General features: G+C 63.3%; 16 protein-coding genes and 1 pseudogene. 12 read left to right on the top strand and 5 right to left on the bottom strand.

Annotated elements, in window-relative coordinates; all coding sequences use genetic code 11:
• Position 1 precedes the first annotated feature (1 nt).
• The 11 genes from traC to IM701_RS19015 all read left to right on the top strand — a co-directional run bounded on the left by traC (position 2) and on the right by IM701_RS19015 (position 14,017).
• Positions 2-2,587, top strand: coding sequence for a type IV secretion system protein TraC (gene traC, locus IM701_RS19065; RefSeq protein ID WP_193828894.1), 2,586 nt, complete (start codon positions 2-4; stop codon positions 2,585-2,587).
• A complete protein-coding gene (locus IM701_RS19060; RefSeq protein ID WP_193828893.1) occupies positions 2,584-2,946 on the top strand; it encodes a hypothetical protein in 363 nt (120 codons plus the stop codon). Before traC ends, IM701_RS19060 begins: the two co-directional genes overlap by 4 nt.
• Entirely contained in the window at positions 2,939-3,517 is a 579-nt protein-coding gene (locus tag IM701_RS19055; protein WP_193828892.1) for a TrbI F-type domain-containing protein, read from the top strand. The genes IM701_RS19060 and IM701_RS19055 overlap by 8 nt, the downstream gene beginning before the upstream one ends.
• Positions 3,501-4,019: a S26 family signal peptidase gene (locus tag IM701_RS19050; RefSeq protein WP_193828891.1), complete on the top strand. Its 519-nt coding sequence runs from the start codon at positions 3,501-3,503 to the stop codon at positions 4,017-4,019. Before IM701_RS19055 ends, IM701_RS19050 begins: the two co-directional genes overlap by 17 nt.
• Complete coding sequence (gene traW, locus IM701_RS19045) at positions 4,016-4,732, top strand: type-F conjugative transfer system protein TraW (RefSeq protein WP_230487943.1); 717 nt, start codon at positions 4,016-4,018, stop codon at positions 4,730-4,732. Before IM701_RS19050 ends, traW begins: the two co-directional genes overlap by 4 nt.
• Complete coding sequence (gene traU, locus IM701_RS19040; protein ID WP_193828890.1) at positions 4,729-5,742, top strand: conjugal transfer pilus assembly protein TraU; 1,014 nt, start codon at positions 4,729-4,731, stop codon at positions 5,740-5,742. Before traW ends, traU begins: the two co-directional genes overlap by 4 nt.
• A gap of 77 nt (positions 5,743-5,819) precedes the next feature.
• The gene (gene trbC, locus IM701_RS19035; protein ID WP_230487942.1) at positions 5,820-6,533 is read left to right on the top strand and encodes a type-F conjugative transfer system pilin assembly protein TrbC; all 714 of its coding nucleotides are present in this window, start codon (positions 5,820-5,822) and stop codon (positions 6,531-6,533) included.
• Positions 6,530-8,641: a conjugal transfer protein TraN gene (locus IM701_RS19030; RefSeq protein WP_193828888.1), complete on the top strand. Its 2,112-nt coding sequence runs from the start codon at positions 6,530-6,532 to the stop codon at positions 8,639-8,641. The genes trbC and IM701_RS19030 overlap by 4 nt, the downstream gene beginning before the upstream one ends.
• Positions 8,642-8,670: 29 nt before the next feature.
• Entirely contained in the window at positions 8,671-9,495 is an 825-nt protein-coding gene (gene traF, locus IM701_RS19025) for a conjugal transfer protein TraF (protein ID WP_370584380.1), read from the top strand.
• Between the two features lie 86 nt (positions 9,496-9,581).
• Positions 9,582-10,943, top strand: coding sequence for a conjugal transfer protein TraH (locus tag IM701_RS19020; protein ID WP_230487941.1), 1,362 nt, complete (start codon positions 9,582-9,584; stop codon positions 10,941-10,943).
• A gap of 35 nt (positions 10,944-10,978) precedes the next feature.
• A complete protein-coding gene (locus IM701_RS19015; RefSeq protein WP_193828886.1) occupies positions 10,979-14,017 on the top strand; it encodes a conjugal transfer protein TraG N-terminal domain-containing protein in 3,039 nt (1,012 codons plus the stop codon).
• Positions 14,018-14,441: 424 nt separating this feature from the next.
• Here IM701_RS19015 and IM701_RS19010 read toward each other — a convergent pair whose 3' ends face one another.
• From IM701_RS19010 to IM701_RS21985, 5 genes and pseudogenes are all read right to left on the bottom strand, one after another.
• Positions 14,442-14,657 (bottom strand): DUF5818 domain-containing protein, encoded by a 216-nt coding sequence (locus IM701_RS19010; protein ID WP_230487940.1) that lies wholly within the window; start codon positions 14,655-14,657, stop codon positions 14,442-14,444.
• Between the two features lie 179 nt (positions 14,658-14,836).
• Positions 14,837-15,154, bottom strand: a complete 318-nt coding sequence (locus IM701_RS19005) for a DNA-binding transcriptional regulator (protein WP_193828884.1) — start codon at positions 15,152-15,154, stop codon at positions 14,837-14,839.
• A complete protein-coding gene (locus IM701_RS19000) occupies positions 15,138-15,539 on the bottom strand; it encodes a type II toxin-antitoxin system RelE/ParE family toxin (protein WP_193828883.1) in 402 nt (133 codons plus the stop codon). Before IM701_RS19000 ends, IM701_RS19005 begins: the two co-directional genes overlap by 17 nt.
• Positions 15,540-15,977: 438 nt before the next feature.
• Positions 15,978-19,022 (bottom strand): annotated as a pseudogene (gene mobF / locus IM701_RS18995) (MobF family relaxase).
• A 3-nt stretch (positions 19,023-19,025) separates the two neighbouring features.
• Positions 19,026-20,525: an SLOG family protein gene (locus IM701_RS21985; protein ID WP_230487939.1), complete on the bottom strand. Its 1,500-nt coding sequence runs from the start codon at positions 20,523-20,525 to the stop codon at positions 19,026-19,028.
• A gap of 452 nt (positions 20,526-20,977) precedes the next feature.
• On the opposite strand from IM701_RS21985, the gene IM701_RS18985 reads away from it, so the two are divergent.
• Positions 20,978-22,225 carry an ATP-binding protein gene (locus IM701_RS18985; protein ID WP_193829016.1) on the top strand — a complete coding sequence of 416 codons (1,248 nt, stop codon included), beginning with the start codon at positions 20,978-20,980 and terminating at the stop codon, positions 22,223-22,225.
• Positions 22,226-22,291 lie beyond the last annotated feature (66 nt).

Raw genomic sequence — 22,291 nt, 5'->3', positions numbered from 1 at the left:
CATGTCGACCAGCGCATGGAACCGTTTTCTCGATCTCGTCTTCGGCGAGGGGGCGCGGGCTGATGTTGCGCCGCAATCAACCGGTATGCCGATGCTCTCGGACTGGCTGCCCTATCGCAGTTATGACCCCGAGACCCGGCTGTTCATCAATACGGCAAGCATGGGTTTCATTCTCGAGCTTGCGCCGATGGTCGGGGCGGACGAGCGCACCGGCGAAATTTTCACCCAGTTCCTTTCAGACGGTCTGCCGGCAGGCTGCGAAGTGCAGATCATCCATTGGCAGAGCCCTGCGGCCGGCGTGCGCATTGCCGACTGGGTAATGCCGAGGGTGCTCGCCAAAGGCGTCTATGGCCGCGCGGCACAGCATCGCGCCCACTACCTGAGGCGTGCGGCCTGGACCTCGCTGTCGCGTGATGCCCCGTTTTGCCTGCGCCAGCATCGCGTTCTCGTCAGCATCGGCGCATCGCTGGGGTCTTCACTGACTGCAACGGACCTTGCGAGCGTTCGCGAAAGCCTAGGCGGGACCTTGCAGGCCCTCAGCATTCCGTACCGCGACATTGCCCCTGCCGAGTTGATCGCGTTTCTGAACGATCTCCTCGTTCCGGGCATAGACAATGCCGAGAGCGCAGACCTCTACTCTCCACTCGACCCCATCCACCAGCAATGTCTGCGACGCGACCTCATCACCGAAATCTCACCCGACCGTATCGTGCTCAAGGTCAGCCGCGACGGGCGAGACGGCCAAGCAAGCGGGCCAGCTTCGGGGCACACCTTGCAGCCGACCAGCGAACCCGAAGCCTTCGACTGGCGCTTCTTTTCGGTCCGGCAAATGCCGCGGCAATGGGCACCGTGGGATGTCCAGAAGCTGATTGGCGACGTGCTCAACGACAAGCTGCGCTTCGGCTGCAACGTGCTCACAGTTCTCGGGTTCGTCCTGTCCGATGAGGAAGCAACGGCTTCGCGGGCCGGTTTCAAGGTGCTGCGCACCACCAGCCTGGCCGACTCCCGCTCCGCGCGTTTCCTGCCGCAACTGGCGCAGCAGCGCGACGAGTGGCAGCAGGTTCAGGCGGAACTGCGCGAGGGGCGCAAGCTCGTCCAGGCCTACTATGCCGCGGGCGCGCTGTCGCCGCTCGGCAAGGGCGATGCCAACGAACGTCTGCTCAAATCGGTCTACAAGGCAGCTGGCTGGGACCTGGTTGAAGAGCGCTACCTGCAGACGATGGCTCTGCTGGCGGCAATGCCGCTCGCGCTCCCCAATGGCCTGTCGGGCGATTTCAAGCGAATGAAGCGGCTGCGTACGATGCTGAGCAATACCGCAGCAGCGATCGCGCCGCTCCAGGGCGAGCATACCGGCGGTCCGATCCCGCATATGCTGCTGGTGGGACGGCGCGGCCAACCCTTCTTCTGGTCGCCGTTCCAGAATGCAGCCGGCAATCACAATGTCGCGGTGTTCGGCAAGTCTGGCTCGGGCAAGTCGGTCTTCCTCCAGGATGTCTGCGCTGCACTTGCCGGAGCCGGTGCCAAGGTCATCGTGATCGACGATGGGCGCTCGTTCGAGCACATGGCCAAGGCCTTCGGCGGCGCATTCGTCGAGTTTCGGCTGTCGTCGGGTTTTTCGCTCAATCCCTTCGACATGATCGATGCGCGGGCGCTCGAGAGCGATGCCGATGGCGAGGACTACGAAGTCGAGTGCCTTGCCATGCTGAAGTCCATCGTCGGGCAGATGGCGCGCCAGCAGGACCGCCTGTCCGATACCGAGCGCGGTTTGATCGATTCTGCTGTCAGCCGCGTTTGGAGCGAGCACAAGCGCGCAGGCACTATCGATGCGATCGCCGCCGCCCTGCGCGCCAGCCCCTCGCCATTTGCCAATGATCTCGCAGATGCCATGTCGCCGTTCCTGTCGGGCGGCACCTACGGACGGTTCTTTGCCGGATCCTGCTCGATTGACCTGACGGCAGATCTCACCGTTTTCGAGTTGTCGGACCTGTCATCCAAACCCGAGCTGCGCTCGGTCGCACTCACTGCGCTGATGTTCCTGACCTTGCGCGTCATGCGCGATCTCGACCGTTCGATCCCTAAGCTCACGATGATCGACGAAGCCTGGCAATTGCTCGGTGGCGGACAGATGGGCCAGGCGATCGAGACCTATGCGCGCACCTGCCGCAAGTACGGCGGGGCGCTGGTCACAGCGACACAGTCTCTGAACGATTTCTACAAATCGGAAGGCTCGCTGGCCGCGCTCGAGAACAGCGACTGGTCGGTGGTGCTCCAGCAGAAGGAAGAGACGGTCAACGATCTGGCCCGGCACCAGCGCTTCGAGATGGACAGGCACACCGAGGCGCTGATCCGCTCGCTGAAGCGCAATGGCACGGAATACTCCGACGTCCTGATCAAGGGACCCGAGACCCTGGCGGTCGGACGTCTGGTGCTCGATCCCTACTCAGCGACGCTCTACTCTTCGAGCCCCAAGGTCTTCTCGGCGATCGAGACGCTGGTCGGCCAGGGCGTGCCGCTCGCCGATGCGATCGAACAGGTTGCCTTCCCGGATCGCGCCAAACCCGCAATGGCGGCAGAGTCCGGGGCATGATCCGCTATCCGGCCTTGACGCGCTTGGTGCCATCTTCCGCGCAGGTTCAGGACACCTGCCACCTGGGCCTGTGCCTCGCCGGGTGGCTGCTCATCAACATTTGCTGCACCGGGGCGATCTGGCTTGCGCTGTTCATCGTGCTCGGTGAGTTCACCCTTACCGGCACGCTGCTGCACCTCGACAATTTCGCGAGCCGCTATCTTGCGGCCGAGGCCGCACATCAGACGCACTTGCGCGACCAGTTCTGGATCGCGAGCGCGGTCCTGTTCCTGGGGCTAGCGGTGCTGCGCGCCGGATCGCTGCCGCGTTGGCATTCCGAACGTGCGCAAACACCTTCCAAGGAGAGGTCCCATGGTTGACCGCCGCCTGGCCGGGGAGGTCAGCCCCGGACCCCTGTTCGAAACGGACGCTCCACCAGTGCCTTCGACGACCATCGCCGCGCATCCGCGGCGGCGCGCGGTCGATTGGAAGTTGGCTGGACTGATCGGGGTTACAGTCGTCGCCGGACTGTGGGGCGCCTGGGTCACGCGTGAACTGCTCAATGCCCCGGCAGCGCCAACATTGGTGCGTGTGCAATTGTCCTCGATCATCGGCGAATATGTTGCAGCCCAGGCGAGATCGCAGACACCCCCCGATGTGGTGACCGCCGAAACAAAGGCCTTCATGGGTGCCGTGCAGCGCAATCTCAAAGCGCGAGGCGCGCGCGGGCAGGTCGTGCTGGTCGGCGAGGCCGTTCTGGCCGGCAACGTTCCCGATGTGACGATGGCCGTACGCCGGGAAGTCTACGCCAAGGTCCCTTCGCCGGGCTCCAGGACCGCCACCAACAGCCCCGTCATCGACGCAATGCGCCAGGTCATGGCCCCCAATTCCGCAAGCGCAGCCCTTGGCAGCGCTGCCGATAGAGAGGTTGACGATGACAGAGCCCGCTGAACGCTCGCGCGAAAGCCGGCGCTGGCTCGCCATCGGCGCCCTGGGCCTCACGCTCATGACAGGATCGGCGCTTGCGGACTGGCGCGACGATCATGCGATCCTGATCAACACCACCCGTTCGATGCCGGAGTGGGCCTTCTTCATCGACAAGGGAAGGATGCCACAGCGCGGTGACCTGATCGTCTTTGCGCCGCCCGACATTCCCTTGATCCGCGCCCATTTCGGGCGAGAGCCGGCTCCGTTTGCCAAGCGCGCGCTCGGCATGCCAGGTGACGTTGTCACCCGTCAGGGCGACACCATCCTCGTCAACGGCAGGCCAGTTGCCCGGCTCAAGGCGCGGACGACGCGTGGCGAAACACTGACCCCGGGGCCGACCGGTATCGTGCCTCCAGGCTGCTTCTATGCGGGCACTGCGCACAAGGACGGCTTTGACAGCCGCTACGCCGAGATCGGCTTTGTCTGTCGGCGCCAGATCATCGGCTCGGGTGATGCAGCCTTATGACGCGCCAGACGAGCATGCCGTGGGTCCAACGGACGAGGGGCATTCCCGGTGCAGCCCGTCTTGTTGCGGGCATGGCTGGCATCGTGGTCGTGGGCTTTGTCGCGGGATCTGTGCCCGCTGCCGCAATCGATCATGGCAGGATGGGCGAGATCTTTCCGATCATCGAAACCGACATGCTGACCGTCATTGCCACGCGATTACACACGCTCGAGGCCACAGGCAGTATCGCGCAACTGCAGGCCCGAATGCGGGACACAGCGATCGCGAGCGTGCGCCGGCCAGCGCTCGTGGCAGGCCTGAGTCCCGCGCAGGAGCGCCGCGAGTGGCTGTTCGATCCATCCTTCGTGCTCCAGCAGGACGTGATCGGCGCCAATGGCGAACGCATTGCCGCAAAGGGCACGCGGGTCAATCCGCTGGATCTTGTTCCGCTGCCAACGGATCTGGTCTTCGTAGATGGCCGCCGAACGGCGGAGCTCGACTGGGCCACGCGTTACTGGAAGCCGAACGAAGCCAAGGTCATTTTGGTTGCCGGTTCGCCCTTCGATGCGATGAAACCCTTCCAGCGCCGCTTCTGGTTCGATCAGCGCGGTGCCTTGGTTGCCCGCTTCGGCATCCGCCACACGCCTGCGGTCGTCTCTGCAGCCAGCGGGCAGCTTCAGGTTTCCGAGATACCAATTCCCGACACGACAATCCGGGAGAGCCCGGTGTCATGAACCGAAGTCTTCGCACCGTCCTGCTCTCGTTGGCGCTCCTCCTGGGGACCATGACCCCGGCGAGGGCGGCGGGCGCGCCGTGCCATGGCAGCTTCGTCAATCCGATCACCGATGTCTGCTGGTCCTGCCTGTTTCCACTCTCGGTCGGCGGTCTGGCGATCTGGAAAGGCTCACGGCCCGACCCGAGGAATCCTTCGTTTCCGCTTTGCGCCTGTGGCAGCCCGATCCCGCGCATCGGAATTTCGATCGGCTTCTGGGAGCCGGCAAGGCTGGTCGATGTCACCAACAAACCGTGGTGCTTCCCGAACTTGGGCGGCATCCGCCTCGACCCCGGTTTTGACATCGGCGGCGGCCATGTCCAGGGTGCAAGCCAGGTGGGCGGAAAGGCGCAGAACAGTTCGCAGTGGCAGGCGCACTACTACGTCTACCCGCTGCTCTACTGGATGGAGATCCTGACCGATTTCCTCTGTTTCGAGCAGACGACCTTCGACATCGCCTATGTCACGGAGCTCGATCCGCTCTGGCAGGATTCCGCGCTGACCTCGATCCTCAATCCCGAGGTCGCTCTATTCGCCAATCCTGCTGCTACGGCGGCTTGTGCTGCCGACTGCGTCGCATCGACCGCGAAGCTGCCGATCGACCAGCTGTTCTGGTGCGCCGGCTGCAACGGCAGCATGTATCCCTTGAACGGTCATGTCGCTGCACATGTCACCCCGGTCCAGGCCTCGCGCCTGGTTGCCACGCGGATGCTCTACAAGATGCACCGCAGCGGTCTTGCCTGGGGCACAATGGGCTCCAGGGCCTTGTGCTCGAAATACCTTATGCCGGTCATGCGCAAGCAGCAGTACCGCCTGCAGATGACCAATCCCACGGCAACGGTGAAAGGCCGCTACGCCTGCGCACCGCTCGGTGCCACCACGATCAACCCGCAGACCGGCAAAAGTTACCCGGTCAAAGGCGAGGATTTCGGCTACCTCGTCTGGCGCAAACGCAACTGTTGCGCTTTATGAAGTCGCAGTGCGTCCCTCTCGAACGCAGACCGCTGCGGCTGACGGCTCGCCTTGTAACCCGTCTTTTCGGACTTGCGATGCTTGCTGCCGTATCGGGAGTGACAGCGCAGAGCATTGACGGGCTTGATCTCGAAGCCATTCGCGCAAGGAACAGGACCGACACTGACGAGCTTGAAGCGCTTGTCGCGTCGGCGCTGAAACGGGCCGAGGCGCAGAGTGGTGCGGCAGAGCAGGTCCGCGCCGAAACGCAACAGAACTCCGGCCGCGGGCAGGAGACGCTTAGCGCCCGCGCTCCAGCGGGGGTGGTTGATTTCGACGCGATCCTTGATGGCGCTGTCGCAAATGCAAAAGTGCCGATGGGCGAGGGACCCTTGCTTATCGTCTTTGCCAGCCTGTCGATGCCGCAAGCCTCGCTCCAGCATCTGGTGCGCGATACCACGCGGGCAGGGGGTGTCGTCGTCTTCAGGGGCTTTCCGGACAATAGCGTCAAGACTTTTGCCAAAGGCCTGATGCGCGTGGTCACAAGCGAACAGGAAGAGGCGCACATCGCCATCGATCCGCGCTTGTTCCGCGCCTTCCGCATCGACGCCGCGCCCACCTTCGTCGTGGCAGAAGGCGGCTACGAGCTCTGTGACGGTCTCGATTGTACAAGCGCGGTGCCGGCCCACGCACGCATGACCGGCAATGTCAGCCTCGCTTACGCGCTCGAGAGCTTTGCCGCGGCCAATGAACCTGGTGCGGTGGTCGCGCGGATTGCGCTGGACCAGTTGGAGAAGAGGCGTGGGCAATGAAGGGCCCGGCTCTGTTCGCCGGTCTGGCCGCGCTAGGCTATATCGCTTTCGCGGCGAACGCTTCTGCGCAGGTCTATATCCCGCCCCCTGACGATGTGATCGAAGCTCTCCCGGCACTGCCAACCGCGCCAGCCCCGGCGTTGCCGGAGGCGGGTCCACCCCCGGGAAGGGCGGAAGGCCCGACCTCCGCTGCCCAGGCAGAAGCGGAAGCGCGACAATTGGGCAGTGCGTTGCGGCAGAGCTACCAGGGACTGACTGCGGCTCCGGGCGCAGCGGCACAGATCCCGGGCTACGCCCCGAACTATCCGCAAGCAACCCGCTACTACGACCATGCCGATGCCTTGGCCCCGGACGGTGGGGTCGCGGCAAGCCAGAGCGAAGCCTGGCGCACGGCCAATTCCACGTCGCGCCCGCGTATCGAGGTCCAGCGCGAGGACCTGGCACGCGCCGCCGCCATCGCCAGGGACCCGACACGCTTTGTCGACGGTGTGGCCGCCGACGGCAGCGGCGGGGCCTGTACCCCTCTGCCGGCGGGATCGAGTGCGCCCGGCAGCGTCGAGATGACCTGCAACGTCGGAGAAAGCATCGTCGAGCATGAACAGAGCTGCAAGTCGACGCTTGAGGTGAAGCCCTGGGAGGCCCTCGACTATCAGTATGTCTGCGTCGCGTCACCCACGTACAACGGCTGCGGAGCCCTGGACGGTTCGGCGCAGTGCCTCAAAACCGGTACCACGCCCGTTCCCGAGTACGGCCTCACCGTTACCTCCTATACTTGCAACGCGGCCGTTTCCGATCCGGACGCTTTCCTTGTGGGCACAACGACCGCGCCGCCACCTGTCGGCGCCTTTGAAGCGAGTGGTCACGTCTATCGCTGCAATCGCTCGGGGCTTGCAGAGGCTCTGAGCGTCGATCCAGCGACCGGGGCACCACTCGGATACCTCACGGGCTTGCAGCAATGTACGCCAGATCTCGGCACATCCTCGTGCACGCGCACAAATGTCCTGTCCGCTGGTCTCGTCGAGCGCGACCTCTGCCTATCCTGGGACTTTGCAGGCGATCCCATTAACGGTGGCAAGCTGCGCTGTATCGAGACGGCGCCGAAGGAAGAGGTCTACGCTTGCAACGCCTTGGTGCCCGGCCTCCAGCCCGAGCGCAGCGATACGCGGTGGTTCACCGCGCAATGGACCGCAAGTCCCTGCACGGCCGATCAGGGAAACTGCACGTCGACCAACGAGATCTGCAGCGTGCCCGACGAAACCCGGGTCATCGCCGGCATTCCGGTGCGGCAAGCCTGCTGGGAAAAGACACGCACCTCTGTGTGCAGCCAGGCCACTGGTGGCAACAACGACTGCGGCGCGATCGAAGCCACGCCCGGGTGCCGACAGACCGGCGAGATCTGTCTCGACGATCCGCCCGATCCGGGTGGGTCCTGCAAGGTCACCGAGCGTACCTATTCCTGCCCGGTTCCGGGCTCAGTCACCCAACCTCAGCAATACCTCTGCTCGGGCGACATCTATTGCCTAAATGGCGAATGCGAGACGGTCGAGCGCGAGGCATCGGACGAGTTCGAGGATGCACTGGTCGGGCTCCATGCCCTGGGGCAGGCCAATGCCGAATTCAGCGAGAATGACCTGTCGCTGTTCCAGGGTAACCGCGAGACTTGTGCCAAGAAGATCTTCGGCATTTCCAACTGCTGCACTGGCAAGGGCGCCCCCATTCTGACCCCGTGGCTGTGCAGCGCCGCCGAACAGCAGCTCGACAAGAAGGACGATGCCGGCCTGTGCCACAAGGTCGGGACCTATTGTTCCTCCAAGGTGCTTGGCGTCTGCGTGACCAAGCGCGACGCCTACTGCTGCTTTGCCTCGAAGCTGACCCGCATCCTGCAGGAACAGGGCAGGGTGCAACTCCGCAAGCCTTGGGGGCGCCCGAAGAGTGAAAGCTGCGAAGGCTTTACTGTTTTCGAATTCCAGCAGCTCGACCTGTCGGTCATGAACTTTTCCGAGATCTACGCCGATTTCACCGAGGCCGCGCGCCTGCCCGAGGAGGCCGCGATGCTGGTCGAAGTCCAGAACCGCATTGGCCAGTTCTACGGTCAGGCCCAGCCATAACCCCGCGAGTGACAGGAAAGGACCACGCCATGCCGACCTCGACAACAACTCTTCGGCCTCTTGGTGTGACCGGTCTGGCGATGGCTCTCGGACTCGCAGCGCAGGGCCATGCATCGCCCAGCGAGAGCAGCGAAATCGAGATTCGCCGCGACCCCGATGCGCTCTATTGCACCGAACGGCAGCTCGGCACCTGGTTCTACTGCGATCCCCCGGAGCGCAAGCCTGCACCTGCACCTAGCAGGACCTCGCCGCGGGCAACGCTTGCGGCCATAGGTGCCGAACTCGAGGAGCTCAAGGCGAGGGCGATCCTTGATCCCAGTCCCGAGAACGTCACCTCCTACATCCGCTTCCAGCGCGCGCAGCTTGATCGCTCCTCGACCTTTGCCGATGTCTGGCAGCGTGTGCTGTGGCAGGACCCAGGGCTCGACTACACCTTGCAGCGGCCGGTCTCTACGCTCGGCAAGCGTGCCTGGATCGACCAGCGCAGGGCCGATCGCGATCATGTCATGGCCGAACTTGGCCGCCGCTACGGCGTCTTCTACTTCTTTTCTTCGAGTTGCGGGGCCTGCGACATCTTCGCTCCGATCCTCAAGGCCGTCGCCGATCGCTATGCCTTGCCTGTGCTGGCAGTCTCGATGGACGGTGGCCCCTCGGCCATATTCCATGACTACATGGTCGACAGCGGGCAGTACGAGCGGCTCGGGCTCGGCAGCGATCGGCAAGTGCCGGCCCTTGTCCTGTTCGACAGCGTGACCCGGCGCCCCATGCCGATCGGCTACGGCATCTTAAGCCAGGACGAGATTCTCGATCGCGTGTTCCAGCTGACCAAGGTCAAGAGCGGGAGCGACTTCTAATGAGAGACTGGCTCTCCTGGCGTCGGGTCCGGGGCAGGTACCTGACCAGCATCGTTGCGGGCAGTGCCCTCCTTCTCGGAACGCCGATGCCCGCAAGCGCCGGGGTTGAGGGCGAGATGTCGAGCTTCATGAGCGAGATGGGCGCTGCCGCCAATGTCACTGGTCCCAGCGCCTATCGCGGGCAGTCCGCAGGCTACTACTCGATGGGCACGGTGTGGTCGCGCTTTCCGCAAAAGAGCATTCAGCCCTTCAATCTCCAGTTGCCTCATGCCCGCGCCGGCTGTGGCGGTATCGACCTGTTCTCGGGCTCATTCTCCTTCATCAACACTGCCGAGCTCGTCGCCATGATGAAAGCGACAGCCAACAATGCCCTGGGCTTTGCCTTCAAGCTCGCGATCGACACGATATCGCCCGAGATTGGCAAGGTTATGGATGAGCTGGCGCAAAAGGTTCAGCAGATGAACCAAATGAATATTGCCAGCTGCGAGACCGCGCAGGCGCTCGTTGGCGGCCTGTGGCCGACCAGCGACACCGCCTCCTCGGTGGTCTGCGAAGCCATCGCCAATAGCCAGGGCGCGGTGGCTGACTGGGCGCGTGCGCGCCAGCAATGCAACAACGGCGGGCAGCGCGAGAGCCTCAAGGCCGCGAACTCCGATCCCGCAATGGGCGAGCTTGCCGGCATGCCCAACAATTACACCTGGAAGGCGCTCTCCCGCAAATACGGTGGTTTCGACACGCAGTTTCGCGAGTTCCTGATGACGCTGGTCGGCACGGTCATCTACGATCCCGCAGGAAACGAGGGCAAGCCGCGGGTCCAGTTCATTGGTCCTGCCGATGCTGCGCTGATCAGCGCGATGCTCGATGGCACAGCATCGAGCCCGCATAAGGTCCTCACCTGCGGCAGTGACAGTGCTGCATGCATGCACCCGTCGGAGGTCCAGATGTTGATCGGCCCCAATGCGGCGATCAAGGCGCGCGTGCGCACCCTCATAGAAAGCATGGCGCGCAAGGTCCGCGACCCGGGCGCTGCGCTCACACCCGCCGAGATCCAGCTGCTCGGCATGGCCAGCGTGCCCGTCTACAAGATCATCACGGTGAGTGCCGCAGCCGAGTTCGGTATCTCGGCTCAGGAATTGAACGACCTTTCCGAGATCGTGGCGGTTGACCTCGTCACCACCATGACCATGCGCTTCATCGACATGGCCGTGAACGCCCGTTCGGACTTCAATGGCGCGGATGCGGACAGTTTGCGCGAATGGCGTGAGGGCCTCTACGAAACACGCCGCAACTTCCTCGGCATCGCGGCGCGCACCTCGCAGCGCTTCGACCAGACCTTCGCCCTCATACAGCGCACGCAGATGCTCGAGAAGACCCTGCGCAGTCAGCTCTCGCCGCAAATGGCGGCCGCATTGCGCTTCTCGCGGTCGCTCGGAACCCAGGTTCAGTAGGTTGCGGAAAGGTCACGCCAAGGGGAGGGCGGAACATGCTCGAAGTCTTCACGGTCGGCGGCGGCGAATTTCTCGTCAACACTTTCAACGCGGTGGCGGCCTGGACGGGGTCTGGCGGGTTTCGCTCGCTACTCAGGGTCTGCATGGTCATGGGGCTGACCTATGCCCTCTTGATCACCGCGATGGACCTCGATTGGCGGGTGTGGCTGCGCTGGTTCATCCAGTCGACGCTGATCTACCTCGTGCTGATGATGCCAACCGTGACGGTCAAGGTCACCGATCGCATCAATCCCAGCCTTGGTCCTGCCACCGTTGCCAACGTGCCGATCGGTCTTGGCATGATGGCCTCGTTCACCAGCCAGATCAGCGACTACTTCACCCGCACGGCCGAAACGGTTTTCGTCATGCCTTCGGCGCTCAACTACTCGACCGGCGGCTTTGTCTATGGCGCCCGGCTGTGGGACAGGACACGTGCGTTCGAGATCCGGGATCCGGTCTTCCGCGCCAATCTCGACGGCTTTCTCAAGCAGTGCGCCTATTACGACATCCTCCTGGGCACTCGCAGTCTCAAGATCTTTAGTGAGTCCAGCGATCTGTGGGCAGAGCTCGGCACTAATGCCGCGACCAATCGCGGCATGAAGTTCCTGACTGATACCGGGGGCGCAACCGACATCGAGGGCAAGACCTGCGCGCAGGCCTGGCAGACGCTCAATGCGCAGTGGAACGCACAGATCGACGTGGCGGCCATCCCGTTTGCGCGCACGCTGTATCCCAAGCTCGCATCGGCCGCAGCGAGCAGCAGGCTCGCAGCAGACTTGCCGGTAATCTCGCAGCTGCTGACCGGCACCTCAGCTTCACGAAATCAGATCCTCCGCCAGAAGAGCATGGTCGATGCATTCGAAACTGCGCAGCTGGATTTTGGGAACGTAGATTCCGATGCCTTCGCGCTGCAGCGCGCCGATACTCAGGCCCGCAATGCAATGACCACGACCGCAGAGCAGGGCCTTATCTGGATCCCGGTCCTCAACGTCGTGCTGACTGTAGTGTTCTACGCCCTGTTCCCGGTGGTCTTCCCCCTGCTGCTGTTTCCGCGGACCGGAATCGCGACACTGAAAGGCTACTTCGCGGGATTCTTTTACCTCGCTGCCTGGGGACCCATTTATGTCCTGATCCACAGTTTCGTCATGGACCGCCTTGCAGCACAGTCACGCGCGCTTGCCGGCAGCGGTGTGACGCTTGGCAACTGGTCCGGCATTGCCGGGGTGAACCAGGACATCGCGACGATGGCCGGGTTCCTGATGATGTCTGTCCCGGTCCTGGCCTTGATGGTCATGCGCGGGACTTTGGCGGTCGCGCACAGCATGGGTTCGATGCTGACATCTGCTCAGGGAGCAGCGGATGCCGCAGCCGCCGAACGGACCACCGGCAACTATGCCTTCGGCGACGTCAGCCATGGCAACTTCAACGTCAACAACCGCCAGATGGCGCAGTGGAACCAAGCGCCCAATCTGGCTGTGGGTGCAAGCCACATGGGCCTCAGAAGCGACGATGGCGCGATGGTTCATGCCTATGGCAGCGGCGCGCGGGTGATCGACACCAGCGGAGCAATCTCGCAATTGCCGTTCAAGGCCTCGATGACGCAGGGCTATGCCAGCGATTTGCGCAATCAGGGCCAGTCGTACCTCAATGAGGCCGACCGGATCGAGAACGGCACTTCGGTGAGCTGGAGCAGCACGCGCGGGACCTTCGGCAGCGCGGTTACTGCCAGCAGCCAGGTGACCGGAAGCCGCAGCGAACGCGGATCGCGCGCGTCCGACACCCACAATGTCGGCGGCAATGTCATGGTGGAAGGCTCGGTCGGCAAGTCGACACGGGAGGTAACCAACGAAGATCTGATCCTGCGGCAGGGTAATAGCCATTCGAGCGGGAGTTTCTCGACAAGGACCTTTGGTACTAGCGCATCTGTTACGGGCACCGGGACAATCGGGACCCCGCTCGACGGCGCCATCGGGAGCGGCCTCTCCGCTTCAGCCTCTGCCGCCATATCTGGTCGCAAAGAGACCGGCGACAGCGCGAGCGTAAACACCGAGCGGTCAGCAACGAACCAGGTCACCCGCGGCACCGACAAGTCCGAGGATCTCAGCAGCCGCGTCGTCGTCAGCGGCAACAGCGGCGAAGTCCAGTCTTCGGGCACGTTCAGCCAGAGCTCCGACTACACCGATGCCAGCCAGAGTCGGACCAGCAGCGAGGGCTCCGACTGGCGGGTCTCCAAAGCCGAGGAACGCCGCGCGGCGGCGGCGCGCTACCGCGAGATCGGCAGCCGTATGATGAACGAAGCAAGTTACGCAGAAAGCCACGGGTTCCAGGTCTCGAGCGACATGTCGAACCTGATCCAGGATCGATACGAGGCGCTGCAGCGCGAGCATCCCGAGTGGCACCTGCCAGACATTGCCAATCCGCGGCTCGATTACCGCGACATGGCACGGCGCGATCAGGCGATCAGCTACATCATGGATGACCTGCTGAGCGATCTCAGGAACCGCCGGATCGACGAACTGGGCGACGTCGCGGCGATCGCCGGGCAGGGCAAACTCGGCAGCCATGCCGATCTCGGCATGCCGCAAGCCGCATCGCTCCCGCCTGCCGATCGCACACCGCCCCTCGTGGCTTCACCCCTCCAAGGAGGAACGCTGCTTGCCGCTCCCGAAGGCCCGGTTGATGGTGCCAGGCTGGCTAGGGAACTCGGTATGGGCGTCAAGGCCGGCGCGCGTCTCGGCCGAATGGACGGCGACCTCGTCCCTGCGATGGGCGTGGTGGCGGACGAAGCAAGGGTGCTCGGGCTGCCGCGCCCGGTGGTAACCTCGGGGAATGACAGCACCCAGCATGCCTCCAGCTCGGCGCACTATGACAATCGCGCGCTCGACTTCCGCGGAAACAACATTTCAGACCAACAGGGGGAGCAGTGGGCGGATCGCGTGCGCGAGCGTCTGGGCCCGAATTATGCGGTCGACTTCGAGAGATTCCCCGACAACCCAGCGCGGGATCACCTGCACGTGGCCAAGCGGCGTCTATAGCTTCAGCCGAACAGATTCGACATATAAGCGAGGAAAGCTCCCAGCGCGGCCATGATCACCGCCAAGGGAAGTGCCAAGGGGTAGTTCCCCGAATGACCCCTTCCGCGAAAAGTCGGGAGCGGTTGGCCGGTTACGTGATCGAAGTGACCCGGGCGGGGATACAAGGGTTGGCCATCGAGTCCGTAACGATTGTGGTCCATGGTAGGGCTCCTTGCACTGGCAAGATCATATCCAGTTCTCACAGGATTTTCAATGATTTGCCAAGAAAAGGGAAAGCCCCCGCACCCATGCCGAACCTCCGCACTCCTCGGCGCAAAGCGCTGATCGCCCACTGACGCGAACTCGCAGTATCGAAGCTGATGCGAAGCTTTAAGCGGCTATTGTCAGCAAGACCTGCGGTGAAAAGCGGAAGCGGCAGGAGCGATCAGGCGCTGTCCTGGGTCTCGACGTATTCGACCTCGATCCGGTCGACCTCGACGATGCGTCCGCGCCCACGGACTCGCCCGCTCAGTCCATTGGCAGTGGTTTCATCGACGAATTGAAGATAGAGCCGCCAGATCACGCCATCGTCATCGCGGAGTAGGTATCCGCGGGCGCCGGCCTCCAGAATGCCTGTGATGGTTATCGAGGTCGGGCTCAATGCAGTTTCCAGGTGTTGACTGGGAAGCGGGTTGCGACAATCCATTCGCCCCCCAATGATCGCCCGGCGCGATTGTGAAGACGGCCCGACCACGCCGCGTTGCCGAGCAAGGCAAGGACTTCGAACCGCACAATGGTTGTCGTGCGAACCGATCGTTGAATTGACGGGCTCGTCACAAATCAAGCAATTGCCTCGAGCCCCTTGCGCTGGATGATTGAAAGTAGCCTCAGCGCTGGTCCGCCCGGTCGCTTCTTTCCGCGCTCCCAGTCGGACACAAGGTTCCTTGAAACATTGAGATAACGCGCAAACACCGGCTGCGAGACGTGTTCCGCCTCGCGGATGGCCTTGATCTGCTCTGGCTGGAGCGGAGTCGCTGGGGCGAGGCAAGCGTCGTCGAACTCGCGCAGTGTGCGCTTGTCGATGGCTCCTGCATCATGGAGCCCCTCGATCATCTCGTGGACGGCAGCAAGCGCCTCGCTCTTATAGGTCCTGGGCATCGTCTTTTACCTCGAACAATCTTTCTTCACGCACCTCGGTCTCGATCTGCGCCTGAGTCAACGCAAGAACGATCTTCGCAGCCTGCTTGTAAGCCTTGAGTTCGGCCGCGCTAAGGTTGGCCTTGTCGCTCTTGGCAAAACCAAAGGCAAAGACAGCTCGCTCCTCATGACGGAAGAACAACAGAGTACGATAGCCACCGGACTTGCCTCCGCCTTCACGAGCGACGCGCTGCTTGATCAAGCCGCTACCAAGATCGGCGTCGATCAGGCCCCGATTGGCCTGATCTATCGCCGCAACAAGCGTCGCGTTGCTTATCCCTTCACGGCTTGCAAATTTCGCGAACCAGCGGTTCTTGTAGATGCGGGTTCGCAGCTTACCGGTCATGGCTGGTGACTTTATATAACACTTTGTATGATACTACAATATGCATTGCCGTCTAAGACCCTGGAATTGTGTGACTGGCTTGGCTGCAAGGCTAGTCGCCTCTCCGTGTCATTGACGCAGAAAACGGGGGCTCACTCGAAGCATGCCCCCGTTTTACAGGCTGGGCATGTCTCGCTACCTCGGCATAGATCACGCGCCCGCGGCGGATAGCGCAAGGATGCCGATGACCAACTATGGCGCGGCCCGGTGGGAGGCAACCCGGACCGCGCCGTCTCGCCCTTACGGGCAGGACGTTAAAGCGCGCGCGGTCCCCGCAAATTGTGGCTCGGAGGGGACGATCCATCTGCAAGGCGAGGGCAACCCGGCATTGTCATCTAACGCCTCGACAGAGCTCGTCTGAACGCCGAGGTGAAAGGCTGCCCATGCAGTGGGACAACTTCACAGATCGAGCCCCAGGGACTTTTCGGGCACTGGCAGCTGCCGCAGTTGCGGTTCGCTTGCGGGCCCCAGCAAAGCATCCAGCTTTGCCTTGAGATCCGCGCTCATCCTGAGTTCGGGCAACTGCCGGGCATCGACCGGATTGTGGTGGCGGGGTTCGACCTCGACTTTGCCGGTCACCTCGAGCGCGGAGGTCTTGTTCCCAGGCGTCCGGTCGAGCTGCTGCTTGAGGCTTTCGAGGTTGTTGGTGACGACCGTGATGTCGTCTGTCGCGCGGGTGTTGAGCACATTCTGCGTGCGCTGGGTCGCGAGATTGCGCTGCGACGAGGAAATGACCTCGATCGCCTCAGGCTTGGTCATGCCCTGCGCCATGTGGGCATTGAGCGCATAGCCAAGGTCGAGTCGGCGCAGCATCGGATCGCCCGGCGCGAGCACCAGTTGCCGCTTGTCGGCAAGCTCGACCCGCACCCCTTCAGGCCGGGCCTCGAGGACGGTCGCGTAAGTCGACTTGACAATGTCGCGGGACCCATCCTTGTCGCGCCAGAACACGGTCTCGCCGTCATGGATCCTGAGCTCTCTCTGCTCGTAGCGCCCGATCCGGTCGAAGCCGTGATCGGGGTCGATGCGGGTCGGATCGATGGCCTTGCGCCGTCCCCCGGCCTCGAGCACGACCTTGCCGTCCTTGCGGATCTCGCAAACCTCGTACTCCCCGCGCTTCAGCCCCAGTTCGCGCACGTCCATCCGCGCGTCGAACACCTGGCCCACCCGATAAGTTGAGGCAAAGCGCAGTTCCTCGCGCGTGGTGTTGGCGCTCTGCAGAGTAGTGAGCGTGACACCTGGCCCGGTAAGGGCGCCGTCCTTGAGCAGCCCCACCTGGACCCGCGCATTGATCTCGGCGCGGTCATCGCGCCCGGCGGTGAAGATCGCGGTCGCCTCGCGCTTGTCGGGGCTGAGCGACAGCCATATGTCGGCTGCACGGGCCACATGGTCGGGCCCTGCTTCGATCACCCGGCCGTGAGCGGCAAGAAGGTCGAGCGCCAGGCTGGCATGGCCTTCGTTCGAGAGCCCGGCGACGGCCAGCAGCAGGGGCGAGTTCTTCTGGCGGATGTTCTCGTCCATCCGCACGGTTGCTTGCCCCGCGGCCTGGCTGACGGCGAACATCTTGCCCTGTTCGATGGCCGACAATTGCTGGCGGTCGCCCATGAAGGGTGCCTTGGCGAGATCGAGCTGCTCGGCAAGCGCGGTCAGTCGCAGCATGTCGCGCGAGGAGACCATCGAGCTTTCGTCGGTGATGATGACCGTGTTGGCAAGCGCCGCCTTGGCGGCTTCGAAGCGCTCACCCGATCCCGCGGCCGCAGCCCCGCCCTAGGTGCTGAGGAACTTCGCGATCGTGTAGGCCTCGATCCCCGCCTTGCGCATCTGCTCGGTCGACATGCCTTGGCCGCCCCCGCCACGCAGGTCGGCAACCATCTTGTTCTGGAAGGCGAGCCCTACGAGCTTGACGCCATCATCACTCAGGACCTTGTCGAGCGCTCCGAGCAGCGTCGATTTGCCCGCACCTGCGACGCCCTGGACATTAAGGAAGCGATCGGTGCCGGAGAGGATCGCGACGCCTGCGGCTAATTGGCCTTCGTTGAGCTGCCAGGTGTCGACCCCGGCGCGGGCCTGGCCAAGTTCGCGCGCCGCCTCCTGCAGCCGCGCCATGGCCTGCTCGGGCGGCATGAACGCGCGGCCCTTTCCGCCCCCCCCATCGATGTGGTCCAGAATCTGTTGCTCCATCGCGAGCGCCGCCGGCGTCGTCACCAGATCGAAGTGGCCGTCGAGCCGCTCCGACCTGCCCGGGATCAGGTGGCCCTCGCGAATGAGTTCGCCGATCCGCTCGACGACGGCGCCGCCTTCGAGGCCCTTGATCTGGAAGCCCAGCGCGGCGCCGAGGATCGCCTGCGGCGAGAACGCCGCTTCGCGTTCTGACAGGTGGCGGATGGCCGACGCCGTCGCGTGCTGGGCCTTGATCGTGCCGGCGGGGAGGAACAAGGCGGCTGCGCCGCTCACCGCCAGCGGGCTCGGCGTGCGCAGCGCGGCCCCGATCCGGGTCGAGACTTCACCAAGCGCGGCGGTTGCCGTTTCGCGGAAGGTCGGGCGCGCCTGCACCTCGGCGCGGGCCCTGGCCTCGGCGATGAGCGCCTTGCCGTCGAATCCCAGTGCCGCCGAGCGATCCTGCCAAGTCTGGACGAGTGCCTGCCGATCCTCAACAGCGAGCTTGGGGTCGCGGGTGTTGACCGTCACCCGGTCCTGTCCCTGCGGGGAAGCGATGCCGAGTTCCTCGACCTTGGTCAGGATGTCTTCGCGGCGCTGGCTGAACTCCTTGATGACCTCGCTCGGCACGCCCTTGATCTCGAACGAGCCGTGCTTGCCCGCCGCCTCGGTCTCGTAGCCGAGCTTCTGCAGCTGGGCGCGGAAGGCGGCATGGTAGAACTGGCCAATCGTCGTGTTGTTCTTCCAGATCTCGCCGTTCCACAGCGCCTTCCAGGTGCCCTTCGGATCGCGAGTCAGGTTGGCGACGACGGCATGGATATGGCCCTGCGGATCGAGGGCGCGGCTCGTATCGTGGGCGAACAGGGCATAGACGAGATTGCCGGTCTTTTGGGGTTCGCCGCTGCGCGAGCGGTCGTAATTGCGGCTCTCGGCAAACTGCTTTTCGACGAGCTGAGACATCGTCGATTTTACGGCGGCGAGGTGCGCATCGAGGATGCGCTTGTCGCCGCTCACCAGTGCGAGGATCGAAGCGGACTTGGGCATCGAGAAGGTAAGGTCGAGACCCAGACGACGCCCCTCGACCTGACCCACCATCTCGCCGTCGGGCAGCCGCCCATTCAAGATCGCCTCGAACTGGTCGCGCTCGACCCGGCCCTCAAGTCCGAGCGCGCGCGCACCCTCGCCACCCCAGACCCCGGCTTCCGCGTGTTCATCGGTCGTGTAGTAGTTGTCGTTCGCGAAATAGTCGGCTGCGCCGCTTGACGACCTGACGGATGCGATGGAGTGCATGGCCTACATCTCCATGCCGTCATCGGGGGTTGGGGCATCGATCTCGGGCTCTCGCAACGGTTCCTTCTCGCGTCCCGCTGCGGCTACGCGGTCGATCGCTTCGCCAAGCTCGCGGGATGCCTGAGACTGCTGCTGGACGGTCGACTTGGGGTTGACGCTCCGGGACGGCTTCGGTGCATTCTCCGGCTGATCGTCGCGCGCGTTCGCTGCGCTCTTCACGATCTCGGCGCTGGCGATCATCGAGCGCCCGAGGCTGGATTGCGGCGCTGCCGTGGGCTCGGCCTGCGCGGCGGCAAAGTTCAGCTCTTCCTGTCGGGGAGCGGGACAGGGCTTTGCCGGTTCGTCGTCGATCGCGGGTGCAGGGAAGAGTTCAATTTCATCTTTGTTTTCGCGTCCGCCGGCTTCGCCTTCCGCGTCATCGTCGGCATCGCGCGCAAACTCGATCGGCTCGACATGCACGCGCAGGACATAGCCTTCGGCAACCTTGGGATAGTCCTTGTAGGTAAGCTTGATCCGCGCGGCATCGAAGCCTTCGGGGAACACCAGGAAGCCGCGCAGCGAGGGCAGCTTCATGATGTCATCGGGGAGCACCAAAGGCTGCACTTCGGATCGCGGGGTGATCGTCGCGGCGTCGCGGATGTTGCACACCACCGCTTCGACCGGCTTGAAGGCGAGCATGCGGGCGTTGCGCTGATAGGGCGCTGAAGGTCCCCTCGAGGTGTCGGGCTTGCACAGGATCACCGGCACATTGTGGCGCGAGGCCCATGCTGCTGCGATCACGTCCGCGCCCTTGTTCTGCGCAGTCGTTGCCAGCGCCATCGACGGCACCCGGGTGTGGATCGCATCGAGGTAGTCTTCCACCAATGCAATGTCGGTGAACTGCTGCCCGCCCGAGAACACCACGACCGGACCCGAGGGGGCGAACTGCTCGCGCCGCTGCGCCTTCTGTGCCGCGAGATAATCGCGCGCTTCGATCATGGAGGCATTGGTCTTGGAGGACACCCGCGAACCCCGGACCGGCGAGAACGGACGGCCGGTTTCGACGAGGTAGATCCGCGCGGCATGATCCCGCATGCATTCCATCGCATCGCGGCATTCGGCAAGGCTACGGGCCTGCATGGTGAGGTCCTCAAGGTCGGTGGCGTAGACCTCGCTCGGATCGTACTCGCGCAGCTTCTCCTGAAGCCGGTTCGCCATTGCATCCTCGCGGTCATCGAGGCGCTTGGCCACGACATGGAAGCTGTTGGCGATGCCCCAGGCGACTTCGCTGGCGAAGTCCTCCATCCGGGTGTCGCGGAACAGGTCGAAGACCGTTGCCAGCATCATCTCGATCGCCGCCTGCGCCGCTTCCGGGTCGGGCATTTCAGCTGCGCTCGGCTCATGCTCGATCGAGAGCTTGGCCAGTTCGGTCTGCTCCATGAACGCCCGGGCGTAGTGGGGCGTGGCGATTTCGCGCGCATAGTGTTCAGCAAGGTCGGCAAAGTTCGAGAAACGGTCCGTCATGATAACCTCCAAAAGGAATTTTCTCTCATCACGCTGATGAAAGATGTGCCTTGAAGGACGCCGGAGTCAGGCAGTCAGGGACGGCGGCGCGCACGCGCTGCCGCCGCGAATAGCGGGCGTGGGGGGAGCCGATTTTTGATCGCAAGGCGCTAGCCGCAGCAAGCCAAAATCGGGGGGCACCCGCGATCCTTGACGGCCGCCAATCTCCCAGGCGTCATGCTATGGCGATGCTGATTTCGCTCAGCCACCGAGATGAGAGAGAGATTACGGTTTTGCCCCCGAAACCCTGAACCTGAAAGGAGCAGGGGCGTTCGGGGTTAACCGCAAAACACCGCTACTCTTCGCTGATCAAGCGGCTGTGAGAGGGCTGGGTTGGCGATGGGACGGATATAGACTGACGATTGGTCAGGCTTAGATTGACGATTGGACGCACTTTGATGTAGCAATTGGCCATGATCGCATCTCGAAAATTGCCGCTCGTACCGCGCCGTGCAGAGACGGCTGTGGCGACAGCACTCGAGGATACGCGCGTCGTGCTGGTCGAAGGTCCGCGCCAAGCGGGCAAGACGACCCTTGTGCGACAATTCGTTCACGAGCGTCGCCCCTACCTGTCGCTTGATGACCCGGTTATTCTTGCCAACGCCAAGAGCGATCCGGTCGGGTTCATCCGGAACCTGGAGGGTGCGGTCATCGACGAAATCCAGCGAGCTCCCGAACTCATGCTGGTGATCAAGCAGTCGGTCGATACCGACACAACCCCGGGACGTTTCCTGCTGACGGGCTCAGCCAATGTCATGGCGCTGCCAACGATAGGGGATTCGCTCGCGGGCCGTATCGAGATCGTCGAACTCTTTCCGTTCGCCCAGGCGGAGCTGTTGGAACGATCAGGCGATGCGATCGATCGCTTCTTCAGCGGCGATCCGATTGTGATCGGTGAACCCGTTGTCGGGCAGGATCTGGCGCAGCTGGTCACCCGAGGCGGATATCCCGAAGCCATAGGTCGCGCCGACGGAAAGCGGCGGATCAAATGGTTCGACGACTATCTCGCCTTGATCCTCGATCGGGACGTGCGCGACATTGCTACGATCGACCAGTTGGAAAAACTCCCCTTGTTAGTCCGGCTGCTCGCGGAGCAGTCGGGACAGCTATCCAATCATTCCAACATGGCGTCGGCACTGCAAATCTCGCGGGCGACAGTCGGGCGTTACATCGAGACGCTCGAACGCATGTTCCTGATCGACACGCTGCCGCCCTGGTTCAGCAATCGTATCTCGCGCCTCATCAAGACACCGAAGCATCACTTCCTTGACAGTGGCCTCCTGGCCGCGCTCCGTCGCTTCAGCCCGGCACCGCCGCAGACAGATCCCGAGCGCTTCGGCCCGCTCCTCGAAAGCTTCGTTGGGTCTGAACTACGCAAGCTGATCGGCTGGAGCGATGCACGCGTGACCCTCTCGCATTTTCGTACGAAAGAGGGTGACGAGGTCGACTTCGTGCTCGAGGATCAACAGGGACGCGTCGTCGGTATCGAGGTCAAGGCTTCCGCGACGTTGCGTCGCGGGGACTTTTCGGGGCTGCGCAAACTAGAAGAGGCGGCTGGCGACAAATTCGTTCGTGGGCTGATGCTCCACGACTATGACGGGCCGCGACCGTTCAGTGAGAAGATTTCCGGTGTTCCTGTATCGGTGCTCTGGGCCAACTGACCATGCGAAAAGCATGATCAGGCTGGTTGAACTTCACTTGCGATCCGGTAGGACCCTTGAGATCCG

The sequence above is a fragment of the Novosphingobium sp. ES2-1 genome (genome assembly GCF_015169775.1).
Taxonomy (GTDB): domain Bacteria; phylum Pseudomonadota; class Alphaproteobacteria; order Sphingomonadales; family Sphingomonadaceae; genus Novosphingobium; species Novosphingobium subterraneum.
The sequence above is the reverse complement of the archived record's forward strand: the minus strand, read 5'-3'. Positions and strand labels throughout refer to the sequence as shown.